This is a genomic window from Flavivirga aquimarina, assembly GCF_030540835.1.
Lineage (GTDB): Bacteria > Bacteroidota > Bacteroidia > Flavobacteriales > Flavobacteriaceae > Flavivirga > Flavivirga aquimarina.
Window position 1 is genome coordinate 30,074 of the sequence record NZ_JAUOEK010000169.1, and the last position, 12,045, is coordinate 42,118.

The following is a 12,045-nucleotide window of genomic DNA, read 5'->3' on the forward strand; positions in this document are numbered from 1 at the left end:
ATGTCTATTACATTTAAAATTATAGAAAAAGAAAATATAAATGCTGTTATTCCTTTGGTACAAAAGCTAAACAGTAATAAAATTTCTTATGCTGTTTTAGAACAACGTTTTTCTGAAATGATTACTCAAAATTATGAATGTGCCGTGATATATGATAATGATGATTTAATAGGCGTTACAGGCCTGTGGTTTTGTACAAGGCATTATTCTGGTAAAAGTGTGGAAGCAGATCATGTTTATATAGATGAGGCTTATCGAGGAAAAGGTTTGGGGAAGCAGTTTTTTGAATGGATATATAAATATGCTTTAGAAAAAGGCTATGAAGCTATTGAACTAAACACATATGTAAGTAATTATGCTTCTCATAAATTTTATTATAATGAAGGTTTTAATATTTTAGGATATCATTTTTTTAAAAAGTTATAATTTTTTCTTGCAAAAGAGTTAACAGTTTGTATATATTTGCAGCGTTAATAATGCGGGAGTAGCTCAGTTGGTAGAGCGTCAGCCTTCCAAGCTGAATGTCGCCAGTTCGAACCTGGTCTCCCGCTCACAAAAGCTTCATAGAAATATGGAGCTTTTTTATTTTAAATGGTTTAACTCGGTTCCAGATGGCACTTCGTAAGGTGTTTTGTTGTATTCAAAAACACGAGCGGTTAAATGTCCTTTTAAAATAATAGAATTATCTTTTACTTCTAACCAGCTACCTTCTCGTAAGCCAACAACAGGCTGGGTATTGAAATTATGAAACTCTTTTATTCTGGTTTCTCTGGTTTCACCCATATGTTTGCTACTTTTATCTGGATCTAAATAATGTGGGTTAATATTAAAAGGAACAAGACCTAATGCATTAAAGCTTGGTGGATACACAATAGGCATGTCGTTAGTTGTTTTTATAGTAAGTCCACAAATGTTACTTCCTGCACTAGTACCTAAATAAGGCGTTCCGTTTTTTATAACCGTTAGTAAGACGTCAATTAAATTGTTTTTATAAAGCTGGTTAGTTAAAACAAATGTATTACCACCACCTGTAAAAATGGCTTTGGCGTTTTTTATAGCATCAATAGGATCTTTGTATGTATGAATACCTTTTACATTTATATTTATTTTAGAAAAAGCTGCGTTAACAATTTTGGTGTACGCATCATGAGATATACCACTTGGTCTTGCATACGGAATAAAAAGAAGTTCTTCAATTCCGTTAAAGAGAATTGCTAAATCATCTAAAATATAATCCAAATAACCACTTCCATGAAGTGTTGAAGTACTTGCAATAAGTATATTTTTCATAAAAAATAATTTTCACAGTAAAATTAGCTATTATAGAACTAACATTAATATTATGTGTAAGAAATTTTTATGAGTTTTGATATAGAAAAGTCTAATAAAAATACTATTTTCAATAAAAATACAATTATGAAAAAAGCTATTTACTTTTTTACTTTATTATCTGCCATGCAAATTATGTCCCAAAACATTAAGAGAGCACCAGTTAATGGGAGAATCATTGTAGAAAGTAGTGATATTTCTGGTATTACTATTTATAATATATCATCAAATAAAGGGACTATAACTAACGAAAAAGGAGAGTTTATGTTGCTTGTGGCATTAGATGACTTAATAGAAGTAAGTGCGTTGCAATACGAAAATATTAGTTTTAGAGTTAATGAAGCCATTATTAAGTCTAAAACAATAAAACTCTTTTTATTTGAAGAAGTATATAAGCTAGATGAGATTGTTGTATCGTCAAAAGGGTTATCAGGAAATTTAAATACAGATGTAGATAACACCGATTTTTTCGAGCCAAAATTAGATGCTTTGTATTTCGGAATTAAACATAGTGACGATTTCGGTTTTAAGGATGATTATATGTCTAAAACAAAAAACATTACAATGAATTCTGAGCGTCAAACCATGATTAATGGACTTAATATAGTAAATGTAGTCGATCAATTATTATTGCCGTTATTTAGATCGAAGGTTATTAACAAAAAAGAATCTGGTATTCCCGATATTCCTGTCGAATCGATAAAGTACTATTTTGGATCAGAGTTTTTGGTTGATAATTTTAATATTCCAAATCATCGAGTTGAGGAGTTTATAAGATTTGTTGAAAGTAATGATTTTGACTTTTCGTTACTTAACTATGGGAAAGAAATGGATTTTCTTGAACTATTGAATAAAAAAAGTATTGAGTTTTTAAGACTAAACAAGAAAAAACAATAAACGTATCTAAGCTTTTTCTATTGAAATAAAAATGAGCTTAAAAAACTATTTTAAGTTTCAAGTTGGTTTTTAACAAAAGTTTAGAATGGTTTTTAAATTTATTTAAGACTTTAAAAGCGTTCTTTATGCTCTAATTTCAACAACTTGAAACGAGCACCTACCTCTTTTATACTCCTTTTTTTATCACTTCACTTAAGTGGTCAATCAATTAATAGAATAGAAATAAAAGGTGTGCTTCTTTCCGATAGCAATGATGTAGAAGCTGTAACAATTTTTAATACGTCATCAAATAAAGGCACCATTACCAATGAAAAAGGGGAATTTGTTATTGAAATAGCATTATATGATACTATTGAAATTTCAGCCTTACAATTTCAAACCGTTACAATTACTGTTGATGCAGACGTTTTTAAAGCAAAACAGTTAAAAATACAATTAATTGAGCAAGTTAATCGATTAGATGCTGTGACACTTTCTTCAGGTCTATCAGGAAACCTAGTAACAGATATGTTAAACGTTAAAACCGTTGACCCTATTCGTATCGATATGGGAAATATGAATGTGGCTTTTGAATATAATGACGATAAAGCTTTTGACAATGAGGCCGTACAGAATCATTTAAAAGCAGTAATAAACCCGGAAGCACGCAATTATCTTCCCGACGTTGAGAAAATTTTTAAATTATTATTTAAAAAAGATTTACCTCTCAAATATGATTTATACAAGAGAAAAACAGAAGAAAAACCAGTTCCAGAATTAAAAGGGATATTGGATGTTTATGACCATAAATTTTTAAGCGAAACTTTAAATATACCATTAGAAGATGTTACAGATTTTATTGCTTTTGTAGAAAGAAAAGGGATTGAGCCAAAACTTTTCACGAGTGAAAATAGAATATATCTTATTGAGTTTTTAGTAAAACAAAGTGAATTATTTTTAAAGTATTAAGATGTTAAAAAATAAGGCTATAATAATAATGTTTATGTTGTTTTCTTTTCAAGTAGCTGTTTCTCAATCTGTAGAAATATCTGGAAAAGTTCAAAGTAATGCCAATGTTGAAAATATTCACGTTATTAATAAAACAGCACAGGTTTTTACCATCACCGATAAAAATGGAGCGTTTAAAATTAATGTTTCTTTGTACGATTCTTTGATGTTTTCATCTATTCAGCATAAATTAAAAGAGATTGTCATTTCAAAAAATGAGATTATATCTAAAATAATTATAGTAAACTTAGATGAGCAAGTTAATAAATTAGATGAAGTCGTAGTTGGTAAAGTCTTAACAGGAAATTTGCTTACCGATATTGCTAATATGGAAGGAAAGCCACCAGTTAATTTTTTCGATCTTGGTATTCCAGGATATACGGGAAAAATAGCGACACAAAGTGAACGTAGACTAAGTCAAGCAGGAGATTTTAAACCTAAAATGTTAATAGGAATGGTATTGGGGGGAGCTTCTTTAGACCCTATAATTAATGGGATTTCTGGTAGAACTAAAATGTTAAAAAGGCGCGTTGAGATTGAAACAAAAGAAACACTTATGCTAATTATAAAATCGAGATTGTCACGAGACTTTTTTGCATCTAATCCGTTAGATGAAGAATTAAGAATGGATTTTTTCTATTTCTGTGCAGATGACGAACATTTTATTAAATATTGTAAAAATAAAACCGACTTTAAAATACTGATTTTTTTAAGGCATAAGTACAAACAATATTTAAATAATTTAGAATCTGGTAAAGACTAATACTTTTGGAATGCTTTTTGAAACTTTTATTACCAAAATGTATTTATGTTATAATATGATTATATGAAATTCTGGAGATTAGACAATTAAAACAGTAAAGGGTAAGTTTATAAAACGCCAAAATAATTACTTTAGCAAAAAATAATATAGATGAAATTGATTAAACCATTTTTGTTTTTTTTAATCATACCGCTTTTTGCGTTTACCGGTCTGCATAAATATTATATAAGTGTTACCCAAATTAATTTTATTGAAGAGAAACAATCTGTACAAATAACAACAAGAATTTTTATTGACGATTTTGAAAATTTGTTACGCGAACGTTATGATGAAACTATAACGTTAGCAGGTAATGATGAACCAAAAACTACCGATAATTATATTGGTAAGTATTTAAAAGAAAAAATAAAGATTAAAATTAATAACGAAGAGGCATATCTTACTTTTATAGGCAAAGAATACGATCAAGATATTATGCGTTGTTATTTAGAAATAGAAAAAGTTAGTAACGTTGAATCTTTTGAAGTTAGTAATAAAGTCTTATTCGATTTATTTGAAGACCAGCAGAATATTATTAAGACTAAAATAAACTCTAAACAAAAAAGTTTTATTCTTATTCGCGAAAAAGATAACGTATTGTTAAATTTTAATTAAAAAGAAGTTAAAATCTTGCTTAATTTATTATTTTCGATTTTTAGTAATAATGGTTCAATTATTTTTATCAAAATGTTGAATTTATTAAATAAAACATAAAAATTAATAATGAAAAAGCTTAATTATTATTTCCTTGCTATAGTTCTACTTTCAACTGGTCTTTTTGCGCAAGACAAAGAAGCAATAAAACCTCAAGGCCATACGGATCAGAATAAATTTAGGCAAATGAAAGATGTGCTGCCTACACCTAATACAACCAGAACCGCTTCCGGAGCTCCTGGTTACCAGTATACACAGCAGAAAGTTGATTATATAATGGACATTCGTTTGGATGAATCTAAAAATCAGATTTATGGGAACGAAAAAATAACATACCATAATAATTCTAAAGATTATTTAGAGTATTTATGGGTGCAGCTCGATCAAAACATGAGAGCTAAAGATTCAAAAACCCCAGATATTACAACTGAAGAATTTAACTCGCCACTTAATGGACCGATAAGTTTCACTAAAGCAAATTTAAAAAAGATTTTTGACGGCGGTTTTAATATTGAATCTGTACAAAACTCGGATGGTTCAGATTTATCTTTTATGATAAACCAAACCATGATGCGAATTAACTTACCCAAGCCATTAGCGCCTGGTGAAGTATTTAAGTTTCAAATAAAATGGTGGTACAATATTAACAACCATATTGAAGATAATGGCCGATCCGGCTATGAAGCATTTCCAGATGGAAATAATAATTATGTAATTGCTCAGTTTTATCCAAGACTTTGTGTTTACGATAATGTTGAAGGTTGGCAAAATATGCAGTTTTGGGGACGTAGTGAGTTTGCTTTAGAGTTTGGAGATTTTGATGTTAAGTTAACAGTACCTGCAGATCATAAATTAGAAGCAACAGGAGTATTACAAAACAAAAAGGACGTTTTAACAAAAGAACAACTTAAGCGTTTTGAATTGGCTAAAAAATCATATAAAGACCCTGTTTTTATTGTCACTCAAGAAGAAGCCGAAAAAGCCGAAACAGAAAGAAGTGCAAAAACTAAAACTTGGCATTTTAAAGCGAATAATGTAAGAGATTTTGCTTTTGCTACATCAAGAAAATTTATATGGGATGCTATGGCTGTAGATATAAATGGAAGGGCTGTTATGGCAATTTCTTTATATTCAAAGGAAGGTAATCCGCTTTGGGAAGAACATTCAACAAGGGTTGTAGCCAATACATTAGAAGAATATTCTAAGCTTACTTTTGATTATCCGTATAATAAAGCCGTTTCCGTACATGCACAAATGGGCATGGAATACCCTATGATTTGTTTTAATTATGGGAGGCCTAACCCAGATGGGACTTATTCAGAAAGATTAAAAAGAGGTATGATTGGGGTTATTACCCATGAAGTTGGTCATAATTTTTTTCCAATGATTGTAAATAGTGATGAACGCCAATGGACATGGATGGACGAAGGTTTGAATTCATTTGTAGAAACCTTAGCAGAATTAGATTACGACCCTAATTTTATAACAGGTAATCTACCTAAAGATATTGTTCCATATATGGGTGGAGATCAAAGCCATATTTCTCCAATTATGTCGCAAGGAGACTATGTGTATCAATTTGGGCCTAATGCCTATACTAAGCCAGCAGCAGGATTATATATGCTAAGACAAACTATTATGGGGCCTGAGTTATTTGATTATGCTTTTAGAACATATTCAAAACGCTGGATGTTTAAACACCCAACACCTGCAGACTTTTTTAGAAGTATGGAAGATGCTTCTGCTATGGATTTAGATTGGTTTTGGAGAGGATGGTTTTATACTACAGATTATACCGACATAGGTGTTAAACAAGTTAAGAGTTACTATTTAACAGACAAACCAACTGAAAAAGCTAAAGAAATTGCAAAGCAGAATAATTTTAATCTTGATGAATATAAAGATAAGTTGATTTATTTTGCAGAATCGGAAGAAGGCGTTATTCCAGAAGATGCAAAAAACGCTTCAGACTTTGCATCGTTAAATAATCATATAAATAGTTTAAGTGCAGAAGAAAAAGCACGATTAGGTGATGCACCAAAATATTTTTATGAAGTTACTTTCGAAAAACCGGGCGGATTGGTAATGCCAATAATTTTAGAGTTAACTTATGAAGATGGAACAAAAGAAAGAAAAACATTTCCAGCACAAATTTGGAGATACAATGATAAAGAAGTAAAAAAGGTTTTTAAAACTCAAAAAGCAATTACTAATATCATGGTAGATCCAGATTTGGAAACTGCCGATGTAGATATGTCTAATAATTCATGGCCCAAAAAAGTAGAGCAAAGCGATTTTGACCAATTTAAAGAAAAGGTTAAAGGATAAAATAGATAAAATATTAGAATAAAAAAGCCGATTTTACAATCGGCTTTTTTATTCTAACAAACAAACTCACTATATTTGCGTTGTGATACAACAAGCTACATTTTTATTTATTAGTGGTGCAGAAATAGCATTCATACTATTTATTGTTATTATGGTTTTTGGTGCGGATAAGTTACCGGAAATTGCTCGTGGCTTAGGTAAAGGGATGCGTACTCTTAAAGATGCTACCAACGACATTAAGCATGAAATTACCAAAACAGCCGATAAAAATGGCATAGATACAAGTATCACAGATGATGTTAAGAAAGAACTTAATAAGGTTAAAGACGATTTAGACGATTTTACAGGTTCGGTTAAACGCAAATTTTAGTCTCATTTCACGATTATAATCGATTATTTACTTCTTGTCGGATTAATTTGTGTTTTCAACGAATATTTTAAGTTTCTCATTTATTGGAAAATATATTAGCCTAACCAAATCTATAAAAATCTAACCAAAATGAAAACAATCCTACTTGTATGTTTTCTCAGTATCATAACCTTATCTTTTTCTCAAGATGATAAACACATTATCTTTCAAATTGATAGTTTAAATTCTGGTGCTTTACGATTTTATGATAATAATGAGATGGTAAATGCACTATCCTTATCTAATGAATCTAAAAGATTATCAGAATCAATTAATGATGTTTATGGTAACGCATTAGCTAATTTTACTCAAGGTCAAATTTATAATTCTATAGAGGAGTATGATACTGCCGAGAGTAGATTTATTAAGTCACTTAAATTCTCATTAAAAATTGACGATAATTATTTAATAGCAAATTCGTATTTAAATTTAGGAAAGTTATATAAGGAAAAGAAATCATTAGATCAAGTGCGTTATTACTTTGATAAAGCTTTGAAATATGCTTCCACGGGTAATGTTAAAGACCATAATAATCTTGATAATCAGTACGGTCTTTTGTTCGATATTCAAATTAATTTATGCCAATTATACTTAGAGAATAATTTCACAGAAAAAGCACTAATATATCTTTTAAGAGCAGAGAATATTTTAGGTAAATATAAGGCGAATTCGAATGCTTATGGCCATTTAAAGTATACTAAAGGGTTATATTTTATTGAAAAAGGATTATTTAGTAATGCGAACAAAAAATTTAATGAAGCTTTAGCATTTCTAGAAAAAAACGATACAGGTAATAAGCAACAGTATAATTTACTTTTACTTAATGTTTATGATAAACTGGTTTTATCTTTAGATAAGCAAGATTTAGACGAACAGGCTTACCAGACGTTATTGAAATATAATAATTATATGTATCAATATACGAATGAAGCGCAATCTGAGCGAAAATCTATTATGGAATCAAAATTCCTTATTGAAGATTATAAAAAAGATGCCCAAATAGCGAATACGGCACGTATACAACAAATTGAAATTACGAATAAAGTAAAAACCTTAAATATTATTATTACAGTTGTATTATTTCTGTTTCTTATATCGTTAATCACAGTTTATAAAAGTTATATTTCTAAAAGAAAATTAACTAATATTTTAAAAGATCAAAATGAACAATTAGAATTTGCTAGAAATGAAGCTGTAAAATCATCAGATTTAAAATCGAAATTTATATCAAATGTAACACACGAATTAAGAACGCCTCTTTATGGTGTTGTTGGTATAACTTCATTGCTGCTTGAAAACAATGATTTGAGTGAAAGTGATACAAAACTTATAAATTCACTAAAATATTCAGGTGATTATTTATTGAATCTTATCAATGATATTTTACAAGTAAGTAAAATTGAATCACAAAAAATAGAATTAAAAAACACTTCGGTTAATTTAAGAACATTAGTAAAAAATATTGTTGATTCTTTCGAATTTAGATTAAAAGAAACTAATAATAAAATTAATGTACTAATTGATGATGCACTTCCGGAATGTGTAAAATGTGATAATGTAAGGCTTTCCCAAATTTTAATTAATTTAATAGGAAACAGTATAAAATTTACTGAAAGCGGGTATATTAACTTCCGACTTATTATGTTAAACAAAAATGAGGAAAAAGTAAGTATACGTTTTGAAATTGAAGATAATGGTTGTGGCATTCCGCAACATAAATTCGATACTATCTTTGATAATTTTTCACAATTAGATGAAAATAATAACATTAATTATCAAGGCACAGGCTTAGGACTTTCCATTACTAAAAACTTGGTTGAGTTGTTTAATAGCGAAATTGAACTTGAAAGTGAAGTAGGGTCTGGTAGTATGTTTAGTTTTAATATTTCTTTTGAAATAGATAAAGTAGAAAAGAATAAGACGCAATCAAAGAATGAAGTTGAAACGAAAACTTTAAATAAAGCATATAATATTCTGGTAGTTGAAGATAATAAGATAAACCAGATCGTCACACAAAATCTATTAAAAAAGGCTAATTATGAATATCTTGTTGTTGGCAATGGTTTAGAAGCATTAAATGCTGCTAAGAAAAATAAGTTTGATCTTATTTTAATGGATATTAATATGCCAATTATGAATGGTAGGGAAGCAACTAAACATATCAGGGAATTTGATGTTCGTGTTCCTATAATAGCTTTAACAGCATCTGATGTTGGCAGCGTAAAAAAAGGTTGTAATGGAGATGGTTTTAATGATGTTATTTATAAGCCATTTGATAATTATGAATTTTACCAAATTATTGAAACAAATATAGAGTTGAGCAAAACAGGGTTGCCGAAAAATAATGAATCTATAAAAAATGTTTTAATAGCATAAATAAAGATTGTTATTTAGGCTTCATACTAATTGTTAATCCATCTCTAATGGGCAAGACTACGGTTTCAATGCGATTATCATTTTTTAAAAGGATGTTGTACTCTAATAATGCTTTTGTTGAGGTGTCATCAGGTTGTAACTCTTCAAGTATTTTACCGCTCCAAAGCACATTGTCAGATAAAATAATACCTCCAGGGTTTAATTTATCGATAACTATATTAAAATAATTAGGGTAATTTTCTTTATCGGCATCAATAAATACTAAATCAAAATTTATATCCAGATCAGGGATAATATTTAATGCATTTCCTGTATGCTGAAAAATTTGATTCCCATAACCCGATTTATCAAAATACTTTCGTTGAAAATCTACTAACTCTTCATTAATATCAATTGTGTGTAATTCTCCAGAAGCTTGTATTCCTTCTGCTAAACATAAGGCAGAATAGCCGGTGTAAGTCCCTATTTCTAAAATGTTTTTTGGGTGTGTTAATTTAGATATGATGCTCAAAATACGTCCTTGATAGTGTCCGCTAAGCATACGGGGTTGTAATATTTTTTGATAAGTTTCTCTACTAAGTTGTTGTAATAAGTCTGGTTCGTCTTCAGAATGTTTTACAACATAATCGTCTAATTTTTCAGGTATAAAATGCATGGTTCTCCATAAATGTACACCAGAAATTAATTTTTAATAACTGGTGAAATTAGTATTACAAATATATCAACAATCAGACTAATAAAATCAAAAATTGTATATACTAATTAGCTAGAATTCTGCTCACCAATTTTTGTTTTTCAATATCATTATTACCAAATAACCAACGCAATACATTGTCTTCCCATATGTCATCATATTGATTTTTATTGATAACACGTTTCTCTATGGCCAAGTCTAATAATTTCCCAGGGTAAGAAGATTGTGCATCACTTTCCATTTCGCCCAAAGGATAAGGGTCATCTAACCCCATAATTACTTGATTACTGCCTTGGCGGTCTATCATAAGTTTTAATGAATCGGTATCATGCACTAAAGTATCAAAATAAATATTCGGGTGTCCAACAGCTTTTCTAGGATGGTGTTTCCCTTTAAACAAATCCGGCCTACCATCAAAACCTTGAATACGTCTTCCTAAATTCATTTGAGCCAGTTGTCCGCCATGTGCAAAACAGGTTCTTATGTTAGGAAAACGTTCTTGCATGCCATTTAACGTGTAAAAATGATAAGCATCACCACATTGTGCCAGCATCCATATTAAGTGAAACCGCCATGAGGAATTTTCCAGATTTATCATTTTATCACCATCGTAAGGATGTATTTCGATAGCTAGTTTATATTTATTAGCCAATTCAAAAATAGCATCGTTTTCTTGGTCAAAAACAGATCGCCATTGTCCAATAGAATCCATAAAATGAGTTGGTAAGCACAATACTTTCATATCCAATTCTTCTACACAGCGCTCAATTTCGTATAAAGCTCCATGTATAAACCCTGGGTGTACTACAAAACCACAGGTAAACTTTTCCGGATGATCGTGCTGTACTTTTGCGTTAAAATCGTTTTGAAAACGGAGCGCTTTTTTCATTTCTTCTAAACGCAGTCCATTACCGTAAAGTTGCGATAAGTTTAAAACTACTGCATGGTCTAATTTGTTACGTTCCATCCATTCTAATTTTTCATGTAAAAAGAAACTGGAATCTGTTACAGGTCGTCTCCAACCTTTTTGAAGCATGTATTTACGTTCGTCGTCTACCCAAAATATTTCCTTTTCTTTCATGAATTCAGGAATCTGTTCCGGATATGGAAGTAAATGTGAATGACCGTTTATGCGTAGTTTACGTTTCATTTATGTTGTTGGTTTGACCTTAGACAAATCATAGTGGCTTGCATGGTTGCATACGTTATATTTTGTTCGACATTGGTTACAACACCTTCACAAAATGTAAGTGTTTTACCGGATTTAATTACGTGTCCTTTGGCTATAATTTTATCTGTTTTAGCAGCTTTTATAAAGTTCGTTTTAAATTCAACAGTAAGTACATCAGAACCTTTTGGCATGGCACTTAGGGCTGCATATCCACAGGCTACGTCTGCTATGCTAGTAAGTACTCCAGCATGAAAAAAGCCGTGTTGCTGTGTTAGTGTGTCATTTAAATGGCATGTTATGATAACTTCTCCTTCTTTAATTGAAACTAACTCGGCACCAAGTGTTTTCATAAACCCTTGTTTGTTATAACTTTGTTTTATAGCTTCAATCATTATTGC

12 protein-coding genes and 1 tRNA gene are annotated in these 12,045 nt (G+C 30.1%); 9 read left to right on the forward strand and 4 right to left on the reverse strand.

Annotation, left to right across the window (positions count from 1 at the left end):
- Both Q4Q35_RS17635 and Q4Q35_RS17640 read left to right on the forward strand, forming a co-directional pair.
- On the forward strand, positions 1–426 hold the full coding sequence (locus Q4Q35_RS17635) for a GNAT family N-acetyltransferase (RefSeq protein ID WP_303279341.1): 426 nt from the start codon (positions 1–3) through the stop codon (positions 424–426).
- Between the two features lie 52 nt (positions 427–478).
- Positions 479–551: transfer RNA gene (locus Q4Q35_RS17640), tRNA-Gly, on the forward strand.
- 31 nt (positions 552–582) lie between these two features.
- On the opposite strand, the gene pepE is transcribed toward Q4Q35_RS17640, so the two are convergent.
- Positions 583–1,290: a dipeptidase PepE gene (gene pepE, locus Q4Q35_RS17645; RefSeq protein WP_303279342.1), complete on the reverse strand. Its 708-nt coding sequence runs from the start codon at positions 1,288–1,290 to the stop codon at positions 583–585.
- 126 nt (positions 1,291–1,416) lie between these two features.
- Here pepE and Q4Q35_RS17650 point away from each other — a divergent pair, with 126 nt between their 5' ends.
- The 7 genes from Q4Q35_RS17650 to Q4Q35_RS17680 all read left to right on the forward strand — a co-directional run bounded on the left by Q4Q35_RS17650 (position 1,417) and on the right by Q4Q35_RS17680 (position 9,782).
- Positions 1,417–2,226, forward strand: a complete 810-nt coding sequence (locus Q4Q35_RS17650) for a carboxypeptidase-like regulatory domain-containing protein (RefSeq protein WP_303279343.1) — start codon at positions 1,417–1,419, stop codon at positions 2,224–2,226.
- A 144-nt stretch (positions 2,227–2,370) separates the two neighbouring features.
- Positions 2,371–3,174, forward strand: coding sequence for a carboxypeptidase-like regulatory domain-containing protein (locus tag Q4Q35_RS17655; RefSeq protein ID WP_303279344.1), 804 nt, complete (start codon positions 2,371–2,373; stop codon positions 3,172–3,174).
- A gap of 1 nt (position 3,175) precedes the next feature.
- A complete protein-coding gene (locus Q4Q35_RS17660) occupies positions 3,176–3,976 on the forward strand; it encodes a hypothetical protein (RefSeq protein ID WP_303279345.1) in 801 nt (266 codons plus the stop codon).
- A gap of 150 nt (positions 3,977–4,126) precedes the next feature.
- On the forward strand, positions 4,127–4,630 hold the full coding sequence (locus Q4Q35_RS17665) for a DUF6702 family protein (protein ID WP_303279346.1): 504 nt from the start codon (positions 4,127–4,129) through the stop codon (positions 4,628–4,630).
- 108 nt (positions 4,631–4,738) lie between these two features.
- On the forward strand, positions 4,739–6,997 hold the full coding sequence (locus Q4Q35_RS17670) for a M1 family metallopeptidase (protein ID WP_303279347.1): 2,259 nt from the start codon (positions 4,739–4,741) through the stop codon (positions 6,995–6,997).
- Between the two features lie 82 nt (positions 6,998–7,079).
- The gene (locus tag Q4Q35_RS17675) at positions 7,080–7,367 is read left to right on the forward strand and encodes a Sec-independent protein translocase subunit TatA/TatB (protein ID WP_303279348.1); all 288 of its coding nucleotides are present in this window, start codon (positions 7,080–7,082) and stop codon (positions 7,365–7,367) included.
- Positions 7,368–7,496: 129 nt separating this feature from the next.
- Positions 7,497–9,782 (forward strand): ATP-binding protein, encoded by a 2,286-nt coding sequence (locus Q4Q35_RS17680; protein WP_303279349.1) that lies wholly within the window; start codon positions 7,497–7,499, stop codon positions 9,780–9,782.
- Positions 9,783–9,792: 10 nt separating this feature from the next.
- Here the strand turns inward: Q4Q35_RS17680 and Q4Q35_RS17685 are convergent, their stop codons facing one another.
- The 3 genes from Q4Q35_RS17685 to Q4Q35_RS17695 all read right to left on the reverse strand — a co-directional run bounded on the left by Q4Q35_RS17685 (position 9,793) and on the right by Q4Q35_RS17695 (position 12,039).
- Positions 9,793–10,437 (reverse strand): O-methyltransferase, encoded by a 645-nt coding sequence (locus tag Q4Q35_RS17685; RefSeq protein WP_303279350.1) that lies wholly within the window; start codon positions 10,435–10,437, stop codon positions 9,793–9,795.
- Between the two features lie 103 nt (positions 10,438–10,540).
- Positions 10,541–11,626: an amidohydrolase family protein gene (locus Q4Q35_RS17690; protein ID WP_303279351.1), complete on the reverse strand. Its 1,086-nt coding sequence runs from the start codon at positions 11,624–11,626 to the stop codon at positions 10,541–10,543.
- A complete protein-coding gene (locus tag Q4Q35_RS17695) occupies positions 11,623–12,039 on the reverse strand; it encodes a PaaI family thioesterase (RefSeq protein WP_303279352.1) in 417 nt (138 codons plus the stop codon). The genes Q4Q35_RS17690 and Q4Q35_RS17695 overlap by 4 nt, the downstream gene beginning before the upstream one ends.
- Positions 12,040–12,045: the final 6 nt, after the last annotated feature.

Excerpts from the sequence above, each read along its gene's own strand:
- Q4Q35_RS17635 (WP_303279341.1), top strand. The coding sequence starts at position 1 with ATGTCTATTACATTTAAAATTATAGAAAAAGAAAATATAAATGCTGTT.
- pepE (WP_303279342.1), bottom strand. The coding sequence starts at position 1,290 with ATGAAAAATATACTTATTGCAAGTACTTCAACACTTCATGGAAGTGGT.
- Q4Q35_RS17650 (WP_303279343.1), top strand. The coding sequence starts at position 1,417 with ATGAAAAAAGCTATTTACTTTTTTACTTTATTATCTGCCATGCAAATT.
- Q4Q35_RS17660 (WP_303279345.1), top strand. The coding sequence starts at position 3,176 with ATGTTAAAAAATAAGGCTATAATAATAATGTTTATGTTGTTTTCTTTT.
- Q4Q35_RS17665 (WP_303279346.1), top strand. The coding sequence starts at position 4,127 with ATGAAATTGATTAAACCATTTTTGTTTTTTTTAATCATACCGCTTTTT.
- Q4Q35_RS17670 (WP_303279347.1), top strand. The coding sequence starts at position 4,739 with ATGAAAAAGCTTAATTATTATTTCCTTGCTATAGTTCTACTTTCAACT.
- Q4Q35_RS17680 (WP_303279349.1), top strand. The coding sequence starts at position 7,497 with ATGAAAACAATCCTACTTGTATGTTTTCTCAGTATCATAACCTTATCT.
- Q4Q35_RS17685 (WP_303279350.1), bottom strand. The coding sequence starts at position 10,437 with ATGCATTTTATACCTGAAAAATTAGACGATTATGTTGTAAAACATTCT.
- Q4Q35_RS17690 (WP_303279351.1), bottom strand. The coding sequence starts at position 11,626 with ATGAAACGTAAACTACGCATAAACGGTCATTCACATTTACTTCCATAT.
- Q4Q35_RS17695 (WP_303279352.1), bottom strand. The coding sequence starts at position 12,039 with ATGATTGAAGCTATAAAACAAAGTTATAACAAACAAGGGTTTATGAAA.